This window comes from Bacillus cereus group sp. N8 (assembly GCF_016483685.1).
Taxonomy (GTDB): Bacteria; Bacillota; Bacilli; order Bacillales; family Bacillaceae_G; genus Bacillus_A; species Bacillus_A proteolyticus.
Map to the genome: position 1 here is coordinate 44,687 of NZ_JAEHBK010000011.1, position 23,141 is coordinate 67,827.

Below are 23,141 nucleotides of genomic sequence, written 5' to 3' on the forward strand. Positions count from 1 at the left end.
TATAGGAGAGGATGATAATAGAAAAAAGAAGCGGTTTTATATGCCTAGTTCTCTTTAGCTTAGTAGCATGCTCACAACCTAACAGTGCAATTGATAAGAAGAATGATGTCGTTGCAAAGGGGGCAGAAATTTCTAATCTAGATAAATTCGAAAAGTTCGTTTTGAACGTGGAACAAGGGGAAGTTGATAAAATAAGAATTGTAAATTATACACATGAAGGTGATCCGGTTTTTCAAACGTTAGAGCATAGTGAGAAAGAAATACTTTATGTGTTAGATAATAGACAAGACCAATTTGCTGGTGACCATAAAGGGTTACATAAAGATAGTTGTAAAAGGATTGTTAAAGAGCAACGTGAATCAGAAACGGCTTATAGGTTAATAGATTGTGCGAATGAAAATGGGCGCAATGGATATGACTTATTATATATACCTAAAAAATAAAATTGATAGAGGAAGGACGTTTTTTATTCCTTCCTTTTTCTATGTATAACTTGTCGAAAACTTTACCGAATATCTGTTCGTTTTTTTAGGTTTTTTATGGGCATTCGTGGTAAAATAATAATACAGATTTTTATGAGGAGGTCGGTTTTTAGTTGGAACATCCATTTGAAATTATCTCAGAATATTCCCCGCAAGGTGATCAGCCGGGAGCGATAGAGAAGCTTGTAGAGGGAATTAATAGTGGAAAGAAAAAGCAAGTGTTGCTTGGAGCGACAGGGACGGGTAAGACATTTACGATTTCAAATGTCATTAAAGAAGTGCAGAAGCCAACACTTGTAATGGCTCATAATAAAACGTTAGCAGGACAGTTATATAGTGAGTTGAAAGATTTCTTTCCTAACAATGCTGTTGAGTATTTTGTTAGTTATTACGATTATTATCAGCCGGAAGCGTACGTACCACATACGGATACATTTATTGAAAAAGATGCGCAAATTAATGATGAAATCGATAAATTACGTCACTCAGCAACGTCTTCTTTATTCGAACGAGATGATGTTATTATCGTTGCGAGTGTGTCGTGCATATACGGTTTAGGTTCACCGGAAGAATACCGCGAGTTAGTTGTTTCACTTCGAGTTGGTATGGAAAAGGATCGTAATCAATTGCTTCGTGAACTTGTTGATGTACAGTATGGACGTAATGATATTGATTTCAAGCGTGGTACATTCCGTGTGCGCGGAGATGTAGTTGAAATCTTCCCGGCATCGCTTGACGAGCATTGTATTCGAATTGAATTTTTCGGTGATGAAATCGATCGTATTCGAGAAGTAAATGCATTAACGGGTGAAGTATTAGCAGAACGTGATCATGTAGCAATCTTCCCGGCATCTCACTTCGTTACACGTGAAGAAAAGCTGAAGGTTGCTATTGAAAATATTGAAAAAGAATTAGAAGAACGTTTAAAAGAATTAAATGATAACGGTAAATTGTTAGAAGCGCAGCGTATAGAACAACGTACACGCTATGATTTAGAAATGATGCGTGAGATGGGCTTTTGTTCAGGGATTGAAAACTATTCCCGTCAATTAACACTTCGTCCAGCAGGTTCAACACCATATACACTGTTAGACTATTTTCCAGAGGATTTCTTAATTGTTATGGATGAATCGCACGTATCGGTGCCGCAAGTAAGAGCGATGTATAACGGAGACCAAGCGCGTAAGCAAGTGCTTGTGGATCATGGGTTCCGTCTGCCATCAGCTTTAGACAATAGACCGCTCACGTTTGATGAGTTTGAAGAGAAAACGAATCAAGTTATTTACGTTTCGGCAACACCAGGACCATACGAATTAGAGCAATCACCAGAAGTAATAGAACAAATTATTCGTCCAACAGGGCTTTTAGATCCACCAATTGATATACGACCAATTGAAGGTCAAATTGATGACTTGTTAGGAGAAATTCAAGATCGTATTTTGAAAAATGAACGTGTATTAATTACGACTTTAACGAAAAAAATGTCAGAGGATTTAACAGATTACTTGAAAGATGTAGGAATTAAAGTGAACTATCTTCACTCTGAAATTAAAACGTTAGAACGTATTGAAATTATTCGTGACCTTCGTCTTGGTAAATTTGATGTACTTGTCGGTATTAACTTATTACGAGAAGGATTAGATATTCCAGAAGTATCACTTGTAGCTATTTTAGATGCTGATAAGGAAGGATTCTTGCGTTCAGAGCGTTCATTAATTCAAACAATTGGTCGTGCGGCGCGTAATGCAAACGGCCGCGTTATTATGTACGCAGATCGTATAACGAGATCAATGGGAATTGCAATTGAAGAAACGCAGCGTCGTCGTACTATACAAGAAGCTTACAATGAAGAGCATGGTATTACGCCGAAGACGATTCAAAAGGGAGTACGTGACGTTATTCGTGCGACAACAGCAGCTGAGGATACGGAAACATATGAAGCAACACCAGCTAAGAAGATGACGAAAAAAGAACGTGAAAATACAATTGCGAAGATGGAAGCAGAGATGAAAGAAGCAGCAAAAGCGTTAGATTTCGAGCGTGCAGCTGAATTAAGAGATTTACTATTAGAATTAAAAGCGGAAGGGTGAAAATAGTGAGTAAAGATTTTATTGTTGTAAAAGGTGCTAGAGCGCATAATTTAAAAAATATTGACGTAACCATTCCGAGAAATCAGCTTGTTGTTGTGACGGGATTGTCTGGTTCAGGAAAATCATCGTTAGCATTCGATACGATTTATGCAGAAGGGCAGCGCAGATACGTAGAATCGTTATCTGCGTATGCACGTCAGTTTTTAGGGCAAATGGATAAGCCGGATGTTGATACGATTGAAGGTTTATCTCCAGCGATTTCAATTGATCAAAAAACGACGAGTCGTAACCCGCGTTCAACGGTTGGAACGGTAACGGAGATTTATGATTATTTGCGTTTATTATTTGCGCGAATTGGTACACCAATTTGTCCGAATCATGGAATTGAAATTACATCGCAAACAGTAGAACAGATGGTAGACCGTGTTCTCGAATATCCTGAACGTACGAAGCTGCAAGTGCTAGCACCTATCGTGTCAGGGCGTAAAGGTGCACATGTAAAAGTGCTTGAAGATATTAAGAAGCAAGGTTATGTTCGTGTACGTGTCGATGGTGAAATGCTTGATGTATCTGAAGAGATTACGTTAGATAAAAATAAGAAGCATTCTATAGAAGTTGTAATTGACCGTATTGTTGTAAAAGAAGGAATTGCGAGTCGTCTTGCAGATTCACTCGAAAGTGCTTTAAAGCTTGGCGGGGGCCGAGTTTTAATCGACGTTATGGGAGAAGAAGAACTTTTATTTAGTGAGCATCATGCTTGTCCGCATTGTGGTTTTTCAATTGGAGAATTAGAGCCGCGCATGTTCTCATTCAATAGTCCGTTCGGTGCATGTCCTTCTTGTGATGGACTTGGCTCAAAGCTAGAGGTAGATTTAGAGCTTGTTATTCCGAACTGGGATTTATCATTAAATGAACATGCGATTGCTCCGTGGGAACCGACAAGTTCACAATATTACCCGCAACTTTTACAATCTGTATGTAATCACTACGGCGTTGATATGGATATGCCTGTGAAAGATATACCGAAAGATTTATTTGATAAAGTATTGTACGGAAGCGGGGAAGAGAAAGTTTATTTCCGCTATGTGAATGAATTTGGTCAAGTAAAGGAAAATGAGATTTTATTTGAAGGTGTTATTCCGAATATCGAGCGTCGTTATCGTGAGACGAGTTCTGATTATGTTCGTGAGCAAATGGAGAAATATATGGCAGAGCAAGCTTGTCCGAAGTGTAAAGGCGGACGATTAAAGCCTGAGAGTTTAGCTGTTTTCGTTGGTGATAAAACGATTGCTGACGTAACGAAATATTCTGTTCAAGAAGTACAGGAATTCTTCTCAAATGTTGAGTTAACGGAGAAACAACAAAAAATTGCTCATTTAATTTTAAGAGAAATTCAGGAGCGCGTTGGGTTCTTAGTGAACGTTGGTTTAGATTATTTAACGTTAAGTCGTGCTGCAGGAACTTTATCAGGTGGTGAGGCGCAGCGTATTCGTTTAGCGACGCAAATTGGTTCTCGTCTTACGGGTGTGCTTTATATTCTTGATGAGCCTTCTATCGGTTTGCATCAACGTGATAATGATCGTCTTATTCGTACATTGCAGGAAATGCGTGATTTAGGAAATACGTTAATTGTCGTTGAGCATGATGAAGATACGATGATGGCTGCTGATTATTTACTTGATATCGGACCGGGTGCAGGTATTCATGGTGGTCAAGTTGTATCAGCGGGTACACCAGCTGAAGTGATGCAAGACGAGAATTCATTAACTGGGAAATATTTAAGCGGTAAAGAGTTCATTCCAGTACCACTTGAAAGACGTAAAGGTGACGGACGTAAAGTGGAGATCGTCGGTGCGAAAGAAAACAACTTGAAAAACGCGAAAATGTCATTCCCTCTAGGTACATTCGTAGCAGTAACAGGCGTATCTGGATCTGGAAAAAGTACGATGATTAATGAAGTATTATATAAAGCGTTAGCTCAAAAGCTATATAAAGCGAAAGCGAAGCCAGGGGCTCATAAAGAAATTAAGGGTCTTGAGCAGTTAGATAAAGTTATTGATATTGATCAATCGCCAATTGGTCGTACACCACGTTCTAATCCAGCGACGTACACGGGTGTATTCGATGATATTCGTGATGTGTTTGCACAAACGAATGAAGCGAAAGTACGCGGATATCAAAAGGGACGTTTTAGTTTTAACGTAAAAGGTGGCCGTTGTGAAGCGTGCCGCGGTGATGGAATTATTAAAATCGAAATGCATTTCTTACCAGATGTGTATGTTCCGTGTGAAGTTTGTCACGGTAAACGTTATAATCGTGAAACGTTGGAAGTTAAATATAAAGATAAGAACATTTCTGAAGTATTAGCAATGACGATTGAAGATGGGGTAGAGTTCTTTGCTAATATCCCGAAAATTAAGCGTAAACTTCAAACGCTTGTAGATGTAGGGCTTGGTTATATGAAATTAGGGCAACCAGCTACGACGTTATCAGGCGGCGAGGCGCAGCGTGTGAAATTAGCTTCTGAATTGCACCGTCGTTCTACAGGGCGTACGTTATACATCTTAGATGAGCCAACGACTGGCTTACATGCCCATGATATTGCACGTCTTCTAGAAGTGTTGCAACGTCTTGTTGAGAGTGGCGAGACAGTACTTGTAATTGAGCATAATTTAGATGTTATTAAAACAGCGGATTATATCATTGACCTTGGACCAGAAGGCGGAGACAAAGGCGGACAAATCGTTGCTTCCGGAACTCCAGAGCAAGTAGTAAAAGAAGAACGCTCGTATACAGGTAAGTATTTAAAAGAGATTTTAAATCGTGATAAAGCAAGAATGAAAGAGAAGATAAAAGAAGTAGAATTATCGCAATAAGTTTATTTATGAAAACCGAGTGGGAAGTACACTTGGTTTTTATTTTGCAAAGGAAAACGGGTAAGAGTGTTAGTAGGTATACAAGCATATAGAATAGAATAAGTTGGTATAAGTGTTTGTAGGATACTTGCGTTTATTAACTATTAGCGTATGATGAAATATATATGTTAAAAGGATGTGTAACGAAATGAGATGGATTGTATCACTTCTTGTAAATAGCGTTGTGTTAATTGCTGTATCCGGACTTTTAAAAGGGGTTGCACCAGACGCATTTTACATAGCAAATATACAAACGGCAATTATTGCGAGTATTATATTGGCGGTTTTAAATGTGTTCGTAAAGCCGTTTTTAATTTTAATTACGCTACCGATTACTGTTATAACGTTTGGTTTCTTCTTAATTGTTATTAATGCGATTACGTTAAAAATGGCAGATTCATTATTGGGAGACGCATTTAATATATCAGGATTTGGTGTAGCGATTGTTGCGGCAATTTGTATTTCGATTTTTAATATGATAATCGAAAAGGCAATTGTTGAACCGTTATACGAAAAAAAGAGAAAATGACAAAAAGAAAAACATTTCATGATTCGTATGAAATGTTTTTTTCTATTTATTAGAAACCGTATTTCTTGTTTCCAGAAAAAAATGGTACAATATCCGATAGAATGGAATTTTACATCAAATGAGACTGAACCCGCAGCGGAGTGGAGGTTTATACATATGCCGAAAGTAAGGACAAAAGATTTAATTGAACAATTTCAATTGGAGTTAGTAAGTGGTGAAGAAGGGATTCATCGTCCGATTGATACAAGTGATTTATCACGACCTGGAATTGAAATGGCAGGATTTTTTACATATTATCCAGCTGATCGCGTGCAGCTTCTTGGAAAAACGGAGCTTACGTTCTTTGATACGTTAACGACAGAACAAAAGCAAGAGAGAATGAAAGCGCTTTGTACTGAGGAGACGCCATGTATTATTGTAACTCGTAATCAAGATGTACCGGATGAGTTATTACAAGCATCACGTGAATCAGGCGTGCCTTTATTACGTTCTGCTCAAACGACGACGAGATTATCAAGTCGTTTAACAAACTACTTGGAAGGTAAGTTAGCGCCAACAACAGCTGTTCATGGTGTGTTAGTAGATATTTATGGCGTTGGTGTTTTGATTACAGGTCAAAGTGGTGTCGGGAAAAGTGAGACAGCACTGGAGCTTGTAAAACGTGGTCACCGTTTAGTCGCAGATGATAGCGTGGAAATTCGTCAAGAAGATGAAGACACATTAGTAGGAAGCTCACCTGATTTAATTGAGCATTTATTAGAAATTCGTGGTCTAGGTATCATTAACGTAATGACGTTATTCGGTGCAGGGGCGGTACGAAATTATAAGCGTATTACACTTGTTATTAATCTTGAAATTTGGGATCAAAAGAAAAATTATGATCGCTTAGGTCTTGATGAAGAGAAGATGAAGATTATTGATACAGAACTTACGAAGATTACACTTCCAGTTCGTCCTGGTCGAAACTTGGCTGTTATTATTGAAGTAGCAGCGATGAATTTCAGATTAAAACGCATGGGAGTCAATGCGGCACAGCAGTTCTCTGAACGATTAATGAGTGCGATTGAGTTAGGAAATCAAGAGTAGACTCTGGAGAGGGAGGTCATACATATGCTGCTAGGTTCCGTACCACAGCTTGACCGCGTAGCAATTCAGCTCGGACCGTTCCCTGTTTATTGGTATGGGGTTATTATCGGTACAGGTGTGCTATTAGGTCTTTGGCTAGCGACTCGCGAGGGAGAAAGGCTAGGTATTCACAAAGATACATTTATCGATCTTGTATTAATCGCAGTACCAATTGCCATTCTTTTTGCGAGAATGTATTATGTCATTTTTGAATGGGAATATTATTCGCAAAATCCGAGTCAAATTATTAATATTCGTCAAGGTGGTTTGGCGATTCACGGTGGTTTAATCGGGGCTGTTATTACAGGGATACTTTTTGCGAAACGACGCGGGCTTTCATTCTGGAAGTTAGCGGATATTGCTGCGCCAAGTATTTTACTAGGACAAGCAATTGGCCGATGGGGAAACTTTATGAACCAAGAGGCGCATGGTGATGAAGTAACGAGACAGTTTTTAGAAGGTCTTCATTTACCGGACTTCATTATTAATCAAATGTATATTGATGGTGTGTATTATCACCCAACGTTTTTATATGAATCATTATGGAACTTTGCAGGTGTTATTTTACTACTCGCGTTACGAAAAGCGAATTTACGCCGCGGGGAACTATTCTTCACATATTTAATTTGGTATTCAGTTGGACGCTTCTTCGTAGAAGGTTTGCGTACAGATAGTTTAATGTTAGGACCACTTCGTATTGCACAAGTAATGTCTATTGGAATTGTTGTTATTTCTATCATTTTCATTATTGTGAGACGAAAGATGGGGCAAGCTGATAAAAGATATTTAGAAAATTAGAGAAAAGTAGCATCTTATATAAGATGCTGCTTCTTTCATATTCAGGTAATGAAAGGATTAAGGACGATGAAAATAAATACAGTGTTATTTGATTTAGATGGAACGTTAATTAATACAAATGAACTTATTATCTCTTCTTTTTTACATACGTTACATACATATTATCCAAATCAATATAAGCGTGAAGATGTATTGGCATTTATCGGTCCATCTTTGCATGACACTTTTAGTAAGATGGATACAAGTAAGGTTGAAGAAATGATTGCATGTTATCGCCAATTTAATCATGAGCATCATGATGAGTTAGTGGAAGAATATGAGACTGTATATGAAACTGTTCAAGAATTGAAGAAGCAAGGCTATAAAATCGGTATCGTTACAACGAAAGCGAGACAGACGGTTGAAATGGGATTAAAGCTTTCAAAACTTGATCAATTTTTTGATGTTGTCGTGACGATTGATGATGTGGAACATGTGAAACCACATCCAGAACCACTTCAAAAAGCATTGAAATTATTAGATGCAAAACCAGAAGAAACATTGATGGTTGGTGATAATCATCATGATATCGTCGGTGGACAAAATGCAGGTACGAAAACAGTAGCGGTTTCATGGACATTGAAAGGTAGAGCGTATTTAGAGGCTTACAAACCGGACTTTATGCTAGATAAAATGAGTGATTTACTACCGATTTTGTCTAATATGAACCGTTCATAAAGGTCCAAGTAAGCAAGTAGGGGAAATGTTTCTCTACTAACTTCAAGTTTCACTTTTTTTAGTAGAGGAGAGAGTTAAGTGCGACGGACAACGCGCTATCCTGTTTCAGGAGAGAATTCATTGTGGAATGTGTATAAAACAGTTTCTTTTTGGAAGGTAATGAAAAACTTTATTATTATCCAAATCGCACGTTACACGCCCGTTTTATCCGTGAAGAATTGGTTGTATCGCACGTTTTTGCGGATGGAGGTAGGAAAGAAAACTTCGTTTGCACTTATGGTAATGCCAGATATTATGTTTCCAGAAAAGATTACTGTGGGAGACAATTCAATTATCGGCTATAATACAACGCTTTTAGCGCATGAATATTTAATTCGTGAGTATCGACTCGGAGAAATCATCATAGGGAATGAAGTTATGATTGGAGCGAATACGACAATTTTACCAGGTGTAACGATTGGAGATGGTGCTATCGTTTCTGCTGGCACACTTGTCCATAAAGATGTACCAGAGGGCGCTTTCGTAGGCGGAAATCCGATGCGTATTATTTATACGAAAGAGGAAATGGCCACTAGAGAAGGTTGATGTTAAAAATGTAACATTTCCCTTCTCTTTTTATGAATAAAAAGGAAATAATTGATTATAATATACTGTTTTGTTTTTTACGGAATCGTTTATACTTATAGATAGAAGAATGTGTGAACGAAGAAAACAAAAAACTGGAGGATATATGGGGAAAAATCAAAGAATATATAAGGAGAACGGACAAGTTATCTCTTTTAATCAATTAGCGGACTTCTTTTATAAAAAAGGGATGAGGGCTTATAAAGGGCAAAAATTGCAAGATGCAATTAAATATTTTCGAAGAGCGGCACAAAGCGAGAAGGAGCCGTTTATTTTATGCCAACTAGCAATAGCATTATCTGAATCTGGTGAATATCAAGAGTCGAATCAGATATTTCTAAAGCTTGTTAGATCCAATCCGGAACTTGAGCAATGCTATTATTTTATTGCAAATAATTATGCATATATGGGCTTGTTTCAACAGGCAAAAAAGTATGCAGAGCAATATTTAGAAGTTGCGGAAGAGAAGGAGTTTGTAGAAGATACGTTAGATTTGCTTGAGATTATGGAAGAAGAAGCAATGGGTGCGGAAGAGATTGAAGATGAAGATGAGTTAATTGTTATGCAGGAAGAAGCGAACCGTTACATTCGTAACGGACAATTAGAAGAGGCGATTGCTACACTAGAAGTTGTTACGAAAGAATATCCAGAATTTTGGTCGGGTCATAATAATTTAGCGATTGCACATTTCCAATCAGGTAATGTAGATCAAGCGCTTAAGTTAACAGAAATGATTTTAGAGGAAAATCCTGGTAATATTCATGCGCTTTGTAATACGCTTATTTTTCTATATTCAATTGGAGAACATAAACAAGTAGAAGCATTAGCGGGACAGCTCGTTTCAGTATATCCGATTTCATTTGAACATCGTTTGAAACTTGCAACGACGCTTGCAACAATTGGTCATTTCGAGTGTGCCTATAAATGGTTCAAAGTATTAAAGCGTCAAGGATACGAGGGAGACGTTAGTTTTTATTATTGGTTTGCATATTCTGCCTATATGATGAAAGATCAGCAAGTGGCTGAAAAAATGTGGCAACATGTAGTAGAGTTGCATCCTGATAAAAAAGGAAAAGAACCGTGGAATGCACTGAATTTAGCAGATGAAGGACAAAATCTTTTATTTGAAGAGTTACGGAAATCATTTCAGAAAAGTACAACGCTAGAAGAGAAAATGCTAGCTTTATATTTAATGAATGAGTTGTCAACACCAGAGAAGGTTGGATTCTTCTTTGATGTAACGCAAGCGAAAAATGGTGTTCCAATCGTATCGCAACTTGCAAAATATTTCTTTTTACTTAATAGTCATAAAAGCATCCCAGCTGATTTACAGCAATTTGAACAGTGCGCGCGAATCGCGGATGCATTATACAATTATACGAAAAAAGACGATGAATTAATCGAAGAGTGTTTAAACTTTTGGTTTTGTACGTTCATACGTTTATATACATCTGGAGCGACTTTTACAAATGTGTACGGTTGGTCAGCGGCAATTGAATACATTGTGCGCGGCGAACAAAGAAATAAGATGACACAGGCAGAGCTTGGTGATGTATATAATGTATCTGTAGCGACTGTACGAAAGTATGTGCAGGCTGTTAAGCGCACGCACACGTAGGATAGGCAAATCATTGGGAAAAAAGTGATGCTAACAGTATAATGAGGGTAACTTAATGTGTATGAATGAATGGGAGTGAATAGTGTGTCAGAAGAAAAAATTTATGATGTCATTATTATTGGTGCAGGACCAGCTGGTATGACAGCTGCGGTATATACATCTCGTGCGAATTTAAGCACATTGATGCTTGAGCGTGGTATTCCAGGTGGACAAATGGCAAATACAGAAGATGTAGAGAACTATCCAGGTTATGAGTCTATTTTAGGACCAGACTTATCAAATAAAATGTTTGAGCATGCGAAGAAATTTGGTGCTGAATATGCATACGGTGATGTGAAAGAAATCATCGATGGCAAAGAATACAAAACAATTATTGCTGGTAAAAAAGAATATAAAACACGTGCAATTATCGTTGCAAGCGGTGCAGAGTATAAAAAAATTGGTGTGCCAGGCGAAGCGGAACTTGGTGGCCGCGGTGTATCATATTGTGCAGTATGTGATGGTGCATTCTTTAAAGGGAAAGAACTTGTTGTTATTGGCGGCGGAGATTCTGCTGTTGAAGAGGGTGTGTTCTTAACACGCTTCGCATCAAAAGTAACGATCGTTCACCGTCGTGACACTCTTCGTGCACAGAAAATTTTACAAGATCGTGCTTTCCAAAATGAGAAAGTAGATTTCATTTGGAATCACACGATTAAAGAAATTAACGATGCAAATGGTAAAGTAGGAAGCGTAACACTTGTAGATGTAAACAGTGGAGAAGAACAAGAAGTTAAAACTGACGGCGTTTTCGTATACATCGGTATGCTACCATTATCAAAACCGTTTGTTGAGTTAGGTATTACAAATGAAAATGGTTATGTTGAAACGAACGAGCGTATGGAAACGAAAGTTCCTGGTATTTTCGCAGCCGGTGATGTTCGTGAAAAAATGCTTCGTCAAATTGTAACTGCAACAGGCGATGGTAGTATTGCAGCGCAGAGTGCACAGCACTACGTAGAAGAGTTATTAGAAGGATTAAAAACTGTAACAGAAAAATAAGGGGATTTTTCCTTTTGAGAAGAAAGCTACCGATGGGTGGCTTTCTTTTTTTGTTCAAATGTCAAACTTTTGTCAAAAATAATTAAGAATTTAATGTTTCTTATTGTTATACTAGAATTTACGGAAAAAATCACTATAAGAAATGAGGAATTTATTCAGTATGGAATGGCGTAATATATATCGTGGATTTTGTATGGGCGTTAGTGATTTAATTCCTGGTGTGAGCGGCGGAACAATCGCTGTTGTGTTAGGGATTTATGAACAATTGCTGGCAGCAATTAGCGGATTCTTTAGTCGCGAATGGAAAAAACATTTAGCATTTTTAATCCCACTTGCAGCGGGTGTAGCGGCAGCTTTTCTAACGTTAAGTCACGTTATTAAATATTTATTAGCAAATCATTATGAACCGACTCAATTTTTCTTCCTCGGTTTAATTATTAGTATATTACCGATGTTAATGAGAGAAGCGGATGCAAAGGCAACGTTTAAAGGTGGTCATATTGTCTTATTAATAATTGCAGCAATTCTTGTTGCGATAACAGCATTTTTTAAACCAGATAAGGCAGCTGATCCAATTACGACGTTAACAATTTTAAATGCAATTGGTTTATTTTTCGCAGGATGGATGGCTAGTATGGCTATGCTTCTTCCTGGAATTAGCGGATCGTTTATTTTATTAATTATTGGTGTGTACCCGACAGCAATTAACGCTTTAACTACACTCAATTTACCATTAATCGCGGTTATCGGTGCTGGCGTTATGGTTGGATTTGTTGTAAGTAGTAAAGGGATTAGCTTTTTATTAGATCGTTATAAAAGTATGACATTTGCGGCAATTATTGGACTTGTTATCGGTTCAATTGTCATTGTGTTCCCTGGCATTCCGACTGGTGGAATTTCAATTGTAAGTTCAATTATTACTTTTATTTTAGGATTTGCGGTCGTTACTTATTTCGGTAAGAAATAAGGATTTTTCGTCCCCTTAACGGTAAAAACGTTAAGGGGATTTTTATGTGCTATTCATGGGAAGTAAGGCATTTTGATTGCTTGTTATAGAAAAAATTTTTACAATTACTTAGCAAAAGGGGACTGGCACCTTCGTTGTAGCAAACTGTTTTTGATAGTATAATGAAATGAGTATGCAGTGAGAAATTTTGCTGCAAGTAGCTGAGGTGAAGAAACATGCAAAGAGTGACAAACTGTGTGTTAATTAGAGATAATGAAGTACTCTTACTCCAAAAACCTCGCCGAAATTGGTGGGTTGCACCAGGCGGAAAGATGGAGCGTGGTGAGACGGTAAGAGATTCCGTTGTTCGCGAGTATCGTGAAGAAACAGGTATTTATTTAAAGAACCCAGCATTAAAAGGGGTCTTCACCTTCGTCATCCAAGAAGGTGATAAGGTTGTTTCTGAATGGATGATGTTCTCCTTTTTAGCAACAGATTTTGCAGGAGAAAACAAATTAGAGAGCGAAGAAGGCATCATTGGTTGGCATACATTTGATAAAATTGATGACTTAGCAATGGCACCAGGAGATTATCACATTATTGATTATTTAATTAAAGGGAATGGTATAATCTACGGTACATTTGTATATACCCCAGATTTTGAGTTGCTTTCATATCGATTAGATCCGAGTTAAATCTGCAAGGAGAGGATACGATGACAGAGAATAATGATATAAAAATGGTAATTATTACAGGGATGTCTGGAGCTGGAAAAACGGTAGCGTTACAAAGTTTTGAAGATTTAGGATATTTTTGTGTAGATAATTTACCACCGATGTTATTGCCGAAGTTTATTGAACTTATGGCGGATTCAAAAGGTAAAATGAATAAAGTGGCACTCGGTATTGATTTACGTGGCCGAGAGTTTTTTGAGTATTTATGGGGAGCGCTTGATGATTTATCAGAACGTACATGGATTATCCCTCATATTTTATTTTTAGATGCGAAAGATAGCACGCTTGTAACTCGTTATAAAGAAACGAGACGTTCGCATCCACTTGCGCCAACTGGCTTGCCGTTAAAGGGAATTGAAGCTGAGCGTGGTCTATTAACTGATATGAAGGCGCGTGCGAATATTGTGCTTGATACATCAGATTTGAAACCGAAAGAATTAAGAGAAAAAATTGTTCACATATTCTCAACAGAAACTGAGCAAGCGTTCCGTGTAAATGTTATGTCATTTGGATTTAAGTACGGAATTCCAATTGACGCTGATTTAGTATTTGATGTTCGTTTTTTACCAAATCCATACTACATTCCACATATGAAGCCATTAACAGGACTGGATGAAGAAGTTTCGTCGTATGTGCTGAAATTTAATGAGACACATAAGTTTTTAGAGAAATTGACGGATCTTATTACTTTCATGCTGCCTCATTATAAAAGAGAAGGTAAGAGTCAACTTGTAATTGCGATTGGATGTACAGGGGGACAACATCGTTCTGTTACGCTTACAGAGTACCTTGGGAAACATTTGAAACCAGAGTATAGCGTTCATGTATCTCATCGTGATGTGGAGAAGAGAAAGGGCCATTAAGGGATGAAAAAAGAGAGAAAACCTAAAATTGTCATCATGGGAGGAGGAACTGGACTTTCTGTTTTATTAAGAGGATTAAAACAATATCCTGTTGATATTACGGCAGTTGTAACAGTAGCCGACGATGGAGGCAGTTCAGGTAGACTACGTGATGAGCTAGAAATTCCACCCCCAGGTGATATTCGTAACGTACTTGTTGCGTTATCGGATGTAGAACCATTAGTGGAAGCTTTATTCCAGCACCGTTTTACAACTGGAGACGGACTGAAAGGTCATGCGTTAGGAAATTTATTATTGGCAGGTATGACTTCGATTACAGGAGACTTTTACCACGCGATTACGGAGACAAGTAAAGTATTAAATGTCAGAGGACGTGTATTGCCAGCAGCGAACCAAAGTGCGGTACTTCATGCAGAGTTAGAAGATGGGGAAATTGTAACAGGTGAATCAAAGATCCCATATTTCGGGAAGAAGATTAATCGTGTCTTTTTAACTCCAGAAGATGTAGAACCGCTATATGAAACGTTGATGGAAATTAAACGGGCTGATTTACTTGTTTTCGGTCCAGGAAGTCTGTACACGAGTATATTACCGAATTTAGTTGTTAATAAAATTGGGGACGCTGTTCTTGCTGCAAAAGCAAAGAAGGTATATGTGTGTAATGTTATGACGCAAGCGGGTGAAACGATGGGGTATACTGCGTTCGATCATGTGCAGGCGTTACATGATCATTTAGGTAAACCATTTATCGACACTGCAATTGTAAATAATCGTGATATTCCTTGTGAATTACGTAAGTTATATGAGGAAGAAATGTCGGGACCAGTTGTAGTGGATACAGATCGTTTTGCTGCAAATAATATCGAAATCATTCAAGATCAATTAGCGAAGTATGATGAGCGTGTTGTAAGACATGATACATTAAAGTTAGCTTCTATTTTATATTCACTGCTATAAATGTGCGTTGCCTCGTTTGAGGTAACGCTCCTCATTCATATAGGACAAGATTTTTGTTCCAAAATAATCGTATAAGGAGGTGTTGACTGTGTCATTTGCATCGGAAACCAAGAAAGAGTTGACCAACCTTGAAATGAAGGAATGCTGTGAGAAAGCTGAATTATCAGCGTTGCTTCGAATGAACGGGTCGCTTTCTTTTTCAAACCGTCGCTTATCTATCGATATTCAAACGGAAAATGCAGCAATCGCAAGAAGGATTTATACGCTTTTGAAAAAAGGATATGATGTGACGGTAGAATTACTTGTTCGTAAAAAAATGCGATTGAAGAAAAATAATGTATATATCGTGCGGCTTGTTGAGAAGTCTCGCGAAATATTAGCAGATCTTCGTATTGTTCGAGATGACTTTTCGTTAATTCGAAATATATCGCAGGAATTAATCGAGAAGAAATGTTGTAAACGATCGTATTTACGAGGTGCATTTTTAGCAGGTGGTTCAGTAAATAACCCAGAAACATCATCTTATCATTTAGAGATCTTTTCGTTATATAAGGAACATAATGATTCTATATGTGAACTGATGAACGGATTTGATTTAAATAGTAAGACGTTGGAAAGAAGAAAAGGGTACATTACGTATTTGAAAGAAGCTGAGAAAATTACAGAGTTTTTAAATATTATAGGTGCTCATAATGCACTTTTAAGATTTGAAGATATTCGAATTGTTCGCGATATGCGTAATTCAGTAAATCGTTTAGTTAACTGTGAAACAGCTAATTTAAATAAAACAATTGGTGCAGCGCTAAGGCAAATCGAGAATATCCGCTATATTGACGAGACGGTTGGGCTTGATATTTTGCCAGATAAATTAAGAGAAATTGCACAGTTACGAAGAGATTATCAAGATGTAACATTGAAAGAGTTAGGTGAGATGGTATCCGGGGGGAAAATTAGTAAATCGGGTATTAATCATCGTTTGCGTAAAATCGATGATATTGCAGAGAAATTACGCGCGGGGGAAACAGTAGCAAAAAAATAAGAGGTTAAAGGGGAAATGGAGCTGTGGTTCAAAAATTGGTTAAAGTTGCATTAAAAAACGGCTTACAAGCACGTCCGGCTGCGTTGTTTGTACAAGAGGCAAATCGCTTTCATTCTGATATTTTCATTGAGAAAGATGGAAAGACAGTTAATGCAAAGAGCATAATGGGGATTATGAGCTTAGCAATCGGAACTGGTAGCATGATTACAATCACAACAGAAGGTTCAGATGCAGAGGAAGCTTTAGAAGCCTTAGCTGCATATGTACAATAAATGGCTATCGCGCATGTGCGATAGCTTTTTTGTTTTGTTACTTGCGGGCATTCTGATTTGTGCGGGCTAACAATAAGTGGGGGTATGTTGGTGGTTCATGCTTGTCGGGAATTGTCGGTAAGTCGATATGTTGTGTCGAAACGTCGATATATTTAAAGAATCGCCGATATAATTTGAGTTGTGTTCGATATAATTGAAAAATCGCTGATATATCTCGGTGAATACTAGGCGGGGTATGTGAGCGGGAGTACATGATAAAAAAGCGCCCTGTAATAGGGCGCTTCCGCTTTTAGTTATATCTAGCTCCAGCGGCTAGAATGTTCGGTGGCTTCGCTTCTTCCGTCGAGGTAAAAAGCACCTCTTTGTCAGAAGCTCCATCCTCCTCACATTCTGAACGAGCCACTTCCGCTTTTAGTTATATCCAGCTCCAGCGGCTAGAATCTCCGGTTGTTTCGCCCCTTCATTCGAGGCAAAAAGCGCCTCGAATGAAGGAGCTCCAACACCCTGCGATTCTGAACGAGCCGCTTCTGCTTTTAGTATATCTAGCTCCAGCGGCAAGCTCTTCGTGTCTAAGAACCTTCCGCATAAGAAGGCAAAAAGCGCCTTTTATGCGAAAGAACCTTAGCCAGTCAGAGCTGAACGAGCCGTTTCCGCTTTAAATCTATTAACGATTTGTAAAGATTTTATCGATTAAACCGTATTCTAGAGCTCTTTCTGCTGTCATGAAGTTGTCGCGGTCTGTGTCGCGTTGTAGAACTTCAAGTGGTTGACCTGTACGGTCAGCAAGAATTTGGTTTAATTTTTCACGTAAGAATAGGATACGTTTTGCAGCGATTTCGATTTCAGTCGCTTGACCTTGTGCTCCGCCAAGTGGTTGGTGAATCATAACTTCACTGTTTGGAAGTGCGTAACGTTTTCCTTTTTCACCTGCTGCAAGTAAGAATGCACCCATAGATGCAGCCATACCGATACAGATTGTTGATACTTGTGGTTTAATAAACTGCATTGTATCGTAAATTGCCATACCAGCTGTGATAGAACCACCAGGGCTGTTGATATAGATGTGAATATCTTTTTCTGGATCTTGAGATTCCAAGAATAAAAGCTGGGAAACGATTGAGTTTGCTACGTTGTCATCAATTGCACTACCAAGCATAATGATGCGGTCTTTTAATAGTCGAGAGTAAATATCGTAAGCGCGTTCTCCACGATTTGTTTGTTCAATTACTGTAGGAATTAAATTCATCTGTTATTTCCTCCTTCTAAAGCTTTCTTAGTCTTATAATACAATTATGGTCAATAAAGGTCAAACGAAACCACTTTAAATCAAAAAAATATGTAGTTGTACCATGATTTATTCGCTATGTTTTTGAAATTCCCTGCTTATGTATCTTCAACATCATAACCGAATTACATAAATTTAAACGTGATTAAAGGTGTAGAAAAGGCAAAAGAACGCCTTTTGTATAGAAGCGTTCTTTCATTCTTTATTCTTTTAAAAGATAGGTTACTCTATTTAAAATTTTCTCGATTTGTTTTGCGTTGTTACTATACATATCACTTGCTGATTTTGATTTCGTTTCTAGAGAGAATAATTCAAGATCAGCATGGCATTTCTTTAAGGATGCTAATAATAAAGGCTTGTTTTGAGGAGAAGGCATTTGGAGTTTATCATTATATATATCGATAGTAAGTTGTCCATACGAATCAACTTGACCGAGAAAGACATTCTCAATGACAACGCCGAGTTTTTCTAGTTCAGAATGTAACCAAGCACGGTTATGTCCACTTGCTGAAAGAGGTTCATCTAGTACATTTCCATCCATAATAACAGTTTGTGGTTCTTTTTCATTCGGTACTTTTAAACCGATGTCTTTTGCTGTGAGTGGTTGGCGATCTTTCTTCAGTAATACATTTAACTCTCCGCTCGGTTCTAATACTGCAAATTCAACATCAGCTACGCTGAACGCATCTTTTCCCCGGAGTAGTTCAAGTAATTCGTCACTTGTATATTTTTCTTTCTTTAAGTTATCTTCGAGTATTTTTCCATCTTTTATTAATACGGTAGATTTCCCTTCAAAGAAGTCCCGAGCTGTTTTGTTCTTTAAGGAGAGGATTCCTGTGAAAAAAGGTACCACAGCGAAAATGAGTATCGCAAAGACGCCGTGGAAAAATTTTGAATCGAGCCCTGTAGATACTTGGGCAGCGATGTCACCGATTGTCATTCCAGCTATGTATTCAAAAAAGGAGAGCTGAGAGATTTGTCTTTTCCCTAACCATTTCGTAATAGCGAATAAAATGATTAATATAAATACAGAACGAAGAATGACAAGTGCCCATTCAGGTAGGTGAGACATAGCGATTTCCTCCAGTCTGCTTAAAAACCTTTATATTGAGGTTCTTCACGTTCTAATACTGAAACTCTATCCTTTAGATCAGCGATGACGCTGTCCATTTCTAACATACATTCATGAAAGACGCGTTTTGTTTCTTCGTCTTCTGAATTTAGCGAAAGGGAACTTAAGCTTGCTTGAGCGCCCCTTAAACTAGCGAGGCATGTTTTTACACTAGCGATAACAGTCATGAAAACACCTCTTATCCTTTCGGTTTAAATAGCAATGCTCCGATGAATCCGAAAATGATAGCGGCTGATACACCAGCACTCGTTACTTTAAACATACCGGTAATTACGCCGACGATTCCGTGTTTAGCCGCTTCTTCCATCGCACCGTGAACGAGGGCATTGCCAAAGCTTGTAATTGGTACTGTTGCCCCGGCCCCAGCGAAGTCAATTAGTGGTTCATACAAATTGAATCCATCTAATATAGCTCCAGCAACAACGAGTGTTGCCATTGTATGTGCAGGTGTAAGTTTACCGACATCAAACATAAGTTGTCCAATTACGCATATAAGGCCACCAATAACGAAAGCCCAGAAAAAAATCATTGCGTTGCACCTCCAAATTCAATCGAAACAGCGTGAGCGATACACGGAATCGTTTCTTCTTGTTGGAATGTAAGAGGGGATAGTAAAGCACCTGTTGCAACGACAAGTATTTTATTAAATTCTCCTCTTTTCATTCGGTTTAATAAATGCCCGTAAACGACTGTTGCGGAACATCCAGGACCACTTCCACCAGCTATGACAGGTTGTCCTTCTCTATAAATGATGATTCCGCAATCTTGAAATTGCTCGCTCTTTACTTTTGTTCCGTGTTTATGTAGCAGGTCGTAAGCAATTTGGCGACCAACATGTCCAAGGTCACCTGTTACGATTAAGTCGTAATAAGAGGCGTCGATTTGTCGTTCGCGTAAATGGGCTTCAATTGTATCGACAGCAGCTGGAGCCATCGCGCCTCCCATATTAAATGGATCTGTTAATCCCATATCAATAACCCGACCAATCGTTGCAGATGTTACTCTTGGACCATCTCCTGTATCACTTAAAATAGCTGCGCCTGCACCCGTCACTGTCCACTGGGCGGTAGGAGGTTTCTGACCACCATATTCAGTTGGATATCGGAATTGTTTTTCAACGGCAGCGTTATGGCTTGATGCACCGGTTAATAAATATTTTGCACCTTTTGCATTTACGATACTTGCTCCGAGTGCTAATCCTTCCATAGAAGTAGAGCAAGCTCCGAATAATCCGAGATAAGGTGTTCCGAGTGTACGACATGCAAAGCTCGTTGGAGTTATTTGATTAATTAAGTCTCCAGCGAGGACGAATTGAATATCATCTTTCCTAAGTCTGGCTTTTTCTGTAGCGCGGCTACAAGCCTCTTCAAACAAAATTTTATGTGCTTTTTCATAGGAATCTTGTCCGAGCCATAAATCTTCATGCAGGGTATCGAAGTCTTCAGGGATTTTTCCATTTGCTTCAAATGGGCCGCCGACTACACCTGTTGAAATGATAACTGGTTTGTTTTCGAATACCCATGTTCGGTGTCCTTGTAACATTTACAGCCCTCCCCATTGAAAGAGAATCGTTTTAATAAGAGCGATGACAAAAGCTGAAAATACGCCAAATAAGATGACCGATCCTGCTAGTTTAAACATGTTACCACCAACACCGAGAACGAAGCCTTCTGTACGGTGTTCAATACATGCGGCAATAACAGAGTTACCAAATCCAGTAACGGGAACTGCGGTACCAGCACCAGCAAATTGTCCCAGGCGATCGTAGACGCCAAATCCCGTCAGTAGCATGGAGATAAAAATAAGAGTTGCAACGGTAGGGTTCCCGGCAGAGCGTTCAGTGAAATCAAAATACGTAATATAAAAGGTGGAAATCAGTTGGCCTATTAGACAAATGAATCCCCCGACGAGAAAAGCTTTTATACAATTTTTTAAAACGGGGCGCTTCGGTTCGCGCTGTTGTTCAAATTTTTTATATTCTTGTTGTACAGGTGTTAAATTTTTATCTTTACTAGACATTTGAATCCTTCCTTTTCTTTTAAAAAGCTTAAATATTAGATCCCATTTCTGATTGAATGAGTTTCAATTGTTTTTTGATCCCATCTTTACTTACTTTCTTTTTCTTAATTTTGTTTTCAAGTTCTTCTATGAGCATAAAAATCTTTTTGTCTGTACTTACACGAATATCGAGAGTAGGATTTTCATCACTTAGTTTTTTTTTTAATTTACTTCGTAAAGGTTTTAAACCAAATCTTTCGTGATGTTCAGGCTTGACGGCTATGTAAAGATCTAAATTTGTATTAACTGCGGTAGCTTCTATAATTCCCTCCATAGCAAGAGCTTTTTTCTTAGCGTCTTGCGATATAGATTGATTAAATGATTCTGTACTCATTTTTGTTAATTTAGGGCCCTTGTCTTCTTCCGTTCGTTTAGCTTCTTCTTTTTTTACCTTTTTATCTAACGGGCTATTATCACATCCGGTAAGTGAACCGAATAGGAGCATAAATAACGCGGTTATGATTCCAAGTTTTCGCATTATAATCATTCCATTTCTATTGCAATATGTAATGTGATAGAAAAAGGATGACTGCATATCATCCTTTTTCTATTTCACAGCAAGATTGACTCGTTATTGCTGTGTGTATTGTGGTTCTTCTTGCTGAACTTCTTCAACACGTGGGTTTAAAGAATCGATAATTGTTTGTGTTTGCTGCGCAGCTGTTTGGAAAAGTTGCTTTGCTTGTTGGTTATCCGTATCAAGAGCGAATCCCTCTAAGCTAGCTTGTGCACTTTTTAATCCAGAAACAGTTTGCTTTAGTTTAGTAATTACAGTCATTGAATGAAGCCCCCTTTGGAATATCAATTCAAAGATTATAATTTGTGAGTTGAGGTGAATTTATGATTGGAAAATTTAGGTTTGTTATACGTGTAGATTACAATTTTGTAATGAATATGTAAGGATAAGCGATAGTGGAAAAAACCTTTTTCTCCTAGAATAAAGAACGTAAAGCAAGTTAAAAGGATATGTTAAGGAGAGAAAAATGAAGAAATTATTATTAGGTTTAATTGGAATTTTTATATTAGTTATTGGTGTGGCAAGCTTTTCTCATAATGAGGTGACTGATAGATATAATCCGCTTGTGAAAGAAGACTTTGTATATGTAAAAGCGAAAGAGTCTGGCCGACTATCCACAGTTGGAGAGGTAGCTGGAGACTATAAACTTACTGGTTATTACACTTCAGGTGAAGGAAGAGATGTTAAGTTTTATGCACCTCGTGGGCTTAGAGAGGGAGCGTATGTAAAGGTTAAAACAAAAGGTGAATATATTGAAACATACCAAGAAGTACAGCCGAATGAGATTCCAAAAGAGATTAAAGAGAAACTAGATAAAGTGAAACTTTAATCAGTGGAGGTTTTGTTCATCCTCACTGATTATTAGCCCTCACCAATCAGGCGTTTACAGGTAGCAGGGCTCCCACCTAACTTCTTTGCTCCAGCTGAGTTTTGAGGTGGGAGTCTTACTGCCCACAAATGGCGGGATAAATAAGACAGATAAGAATGGCCTCCTAAATGTAAAAATCAGGAGGCGTTTTTATGCAGAAAATAGCGTACATATAATGCGTTATCAAAGAGTTTTTGTTGATTTAAATGGTTTTTATTGCTATTATTATGAGAAGAAAATGAAGTCTGTTTTATAATCATGCGCCCATAGCTCAGTCGGATAGAGCGGTGGTTTCCGGTACCACGTCTGCCGGGGGTTCGAATCCCTCTGGGCGCGTAAAAAGGTCCTAACTTACATTTGTAAGTTAGGACCTTTTTTTATTTCTCTCTTGTTATATCTGGTAGTAAGATTTACTATTAGTATGTGGTAATAATTTTTTGTACGTTATTATTTTATTTCAATATTATTCAAATTTCGGTTGTAAGTTGTAAATCTCATTAATACATATAAATTAATAATATTTTGGAATGG

Annotated in this window: 25 protein-coding genes and 1 tRNA gene; 18 read left to right on the forward strand and 8 right to left on the reverse strand. The window is 38.0% G+C overall.

Features of this window, described 5'->3' with window-relative positions; genetic code table 11:
* Positions 1–11: 11 nt before the first annotated feature.
* The 16 genes from JDS80_RS17085 (at position 12) to JDS80_RS17160 (ending at position 16,750) form a co-directional block, all read left to right on the forward strand.
* Positions 12–443, forward strand: coding sequence for a DUF4362 domain-containing protein (locus JDS80_RS17085; RefSeq protein ID WP_071748020.1), 432 nt, complete (start codon positions 12–14; stop codon positions 441–443).
* Positions 444–595: 152 nt separating this feature from the next.
* Complete coding sequence (gene uvrB, locus JDS80_RS17090) at positions 596–2,572, forward strand: excinuclease ABC subunit B (RefSeq protein ID WP_071748021.1); 1,977 nt, start codon at positions 596–598, stop codon at positions 2,570–2,572.
* Positions 2,573–2,577: 5 nt separating this feature from the next.
* Positions 2,578–5,448 carry an excinuclease ABC subunit UvrA gene (uvrA, locus tag JDS80_RS17095; RefSeq protein WP_071748022.1) on the forward strand — a complete coding sequence of 957 codons (2,871 nt, stop codon included), beginning with the start codon at positions 2,578–2,580 and terminating at the stop codon, positions 5,446–5,448.
* A 187-nt stretch (positions 5,449–5,635) separates the two neighbouring features.
* Positions 5,636–6,016 (forward strand): phage holin family protein, encoded by a 381-nt coding sequence (locus JDS80_RS17100; RefSeq protein WP_071748023.1) that lies wholly within the window; start codon positions 5,636–5,638, stop codon positions 6,014–6,016.
* Positions 6,017–6,172: 156 nt separating this feature from the next.
* Positions 6,173–7,102, forward strand: a complete 930-nt coding sequence (hprK, locus tag JDS80_RS17105; RefSeq protein WP_002016091.1) for an HPr(Ser) kinase/phosphatase — start codon at positions 6,173–6,175, stop codon at positions 7,100–7,102.
* 24 nt (positions 7,103–7,126) lie between these two features.
* On the forward strand, positions 7,127–7,939 hold the full coding sequence (lgt, locus tag JDS80_RS17110; protein WP_000924237.1) for a prolipoprotein diacylglyceryl transferase: 813 nt from the start codon (positions 7,127–7,129) through the stop codon (positions 7,937–7,939).
* A gap of 66 nt (positions 7,940–8,005) precedes the next feature.
* Complete coding sequence (ppaX, locus tag JDS80_RS17115; protein WP_071748025.1) at positions 8,006–8,656, forward strand: pyrophosphatase PpaX; 651 nt, start codon at positions 8,006–8,008, stop codon at positions 8,654–8,656.
* Positions 8,657–8,734: 78 nt separating this feature from the next.
* A complete protein-coding gene (locus tag JDS80_RS17120; protein ID WP_071748026.1) occupies positions 8,735–9,241 on the forward strand; it encodes an acyltransferase in 507 nt (168 codons plus the stop codon).
* A 145-nt stretch (positions 9,242–9,386) separates the two neighbouring features.
* Positions 9,387–10,898, forward strand: a complete 1,512-nt coding sequence (locus JDS80_RS17125) for a tetratricopeptide repeat protein (protein ID WP_098888425.1) — start codon at positions 9,387–9,389, stop codon at positions 10,896–10,898.
* Between the two features lie 84 nt (positions 10,899–10,982).
* Positions 10,983–11,939, forward strand: coding sequence for a thioredoxin-disulfide reductase (trxB, locus tag JDS80_RS17130; RefSeq protein WP_044738134.1), 957 nt, complete (start codon positions 10,983–10,985; stop codon positions 11,937–11,939).
* A gap of 160 nt (positions 11,940–12,099) precedes the next feature.
* Positions 12,100–12,906 carry a DUF368 domain-containing protein gene (locus tag JDS80_RS17135; RefSeq protein WP_071748028.1) on the forward strand — a complete coding sequence of 269 codons (807 nt, stop codon included), beginning with the start codon at positions 12,100–12,102 and terminating at the stop codon, positions 12,904–12,906.
* Between the two features lie 215 nt (positions 12,907–13,121).
* Positions 13,122–13,580 carry an NUDIX hydrolase gene (locus JDS80_RS17140; protein ID WP_001190080.1) on the forward strand — a complete coding sequence of 153 codons (459 nt, stop codon included), beginning with the start codon at positions 13,122–13,124 and terminating at the stop codon, positions 13,578–13,580.
* Between the two features lie 20 nt (positions 13,581–13,600).
* Positions 13,601–14,482, forward strand: coding sequence for an RNase adapter RapZ (gene rapZ / locus JDS80_RS17145; RefSeq protein WP_000138460.1), 882 nt, complete (start codon positions 13,601–13,603; stop codon positions 14,480–14,482).
* Positions 14,483–14,485: 3 nt separating this feature from the next.
* Positions 14,486–15,439: a gluconeogenesis factor YvcK family protein gene (locus JDS80_RS17150; RefSeq protein ID WP_000712191.1), complete on the forward strand. Its 954-nt coding sequence runs from the start codon at positions 14,486–14,488 to the stop codon at positions 15,437–15,439.
* A gap of 88 nt (positions 15,440–15,527) precedes the next feature.
* The gene (gene whiA / locus JDS80_RS17155; protein ID WP_071748029.1) at positions 15,528–16,478 is read left to right on the forward strand and encodes a DNA-binding protein WhiA; all 951 of its coding nucleotides are present in this window, start codon (positions 15,528–15,530) and stop codon (positions 16,476–16,478) included.
* A gap of 23 nt (positions 16,479–16,501) precedes the next feature.
* Positions 16,502–16,750 (forward strand): HPr family phosphocarrier protein, encoded by a 249-nt coding sequence (locus JDS80_RS17160; protein WP_002124065.1) that lies wholly within the window; start codon positions 16,502–16,504, stop codon positions 16,748–16,750.
* 664 nt (positions 16,751–17,414) lie between these two features.
* Here JDS80_RS17160 and clpP read toward each other — a convergent pair.
* From clpP to JDS80_RS17200, 8 genes are all read right to left on the reverse strand, one after another.
* Positions 17,415–17,996, reverse strand: coding sequence for an ATP-dependent Clp endopeptidase proteolytic subunit ClpP (gene clpP / locus JDS80_RS17165; RefSeq protein WP_001049163.1), 582 nt, complete (start codon positions 17,994–17,996; stop codon positions 17,415–17,417).
* A gap of 241 nt (positions 17,997–18,237) precedes the next feature.
* Positions 18,238–19,107, reverse strand: coding sequence for a DUF421 domain-containing protein (locus tag JDS80_RS17170; RefSeq protein WP_098888423.1), 870 nt, complete (start codon positions 19,105–19,107; stop codon positions 18,238–18,240).
* Between the two features lie 20 nt (positions 19,108–19,127).
* Entirely contained in the window at positions 19,128–19,334 is a 207-nt protein-coding gene (locus JDS80_RS17175; protein WP_000215893.1) for a DUF1657 domain-containing protein, read from the reverse strand.
* Between the two features lie 11 nt (positions 19,335–19,345).
* On the reverse strand, positions 19,346–19,696 hold the full coding sequence (gene spoVAE / locus JDS80_RS17180; protein ID WP_000575919.1) for a stage V sporulation protein AE: 351 nt from the start codon (positions 19,694–19,696) through the stop codon (positions 19,346–19,348).
* Positions 19,693–20,709 (reverse strand): stage V sporulation protein AD, encoded by a 1,017-nt coding sequence (gene spoVAD / locus JDS80_RS17185; RefSeq protein WP_098888422.1) that lies wholly within the window; start codon positions 20,707–20,709, stop codon positions 19,693–19,695. The genes spoVAE and spoVAD overlap by 4 nt, the downstream gene beginning before the upstream one ends.
* Positions 20,710–21,186 carry a stage V sporulation protein AC gene (gene spoVAC / locus JDS80_RS17190; protein WP_071748034.1) on the reverse strand — a complete coding sequence of 159 codons (477 nt, stop codon included), beginning with the start codon at positions 21,184–21,186 and terminating at the stop codon, positions 20,710–20,712.
* Positions 21,187–21,214: 28 nt separating this feature from the next.
* On the reverse strand, positions 21,215–21,703 hold the full coding sequence (locus tag JDS80_RS17195) for a YhcN/YlaJ family sporulation lipoprotein (protein ID WP_071748035.1): 489 nt from the start codon (positions 21,701–21,703) through the stop codon (positions 21,215–21,217).
* 93 nt (positions 21,704–21,796) lie between these two features.
* The gene (locus JDS80_RS17200) at positions 21,797–22,003 is read right to left on the reverse strand and encodes a DUF1657 domain-containing protein (protein ID WP_000216167.1); all 207 of its coding nucleotides are present in this window, start codon (positions 22,001–22,003) and stop codon (positions 21,797–21,799) included.
* A gap of 205 nt (positions 22,004–22,208) precedes the next feature.
* On the opposite strand from JDS80_RS17200, the gene JDS80_RS17205 reads away from it, so the two are divergent.
* Both JDS80_RS17205 and JDS80_RS17210 read left to right on the forward strand, forming a co-directional pair.
* Entirely contained in the window at positions 22,209–22,571 is a 363-nt protein-coding gene (locus tag JDS80_RS17205; protein WP_071748036.1) for a YxeA family protein, read from the forward strand.
* Between the two features lie 299 nt (positions 22,572–22,870).
* Positions 22,871–22,946, forward strand: a tRNA-Arg gene (locus JDS80_RS17210).
* Positions 22,947–23,141 lie beyond the last annotated feature (195 nt).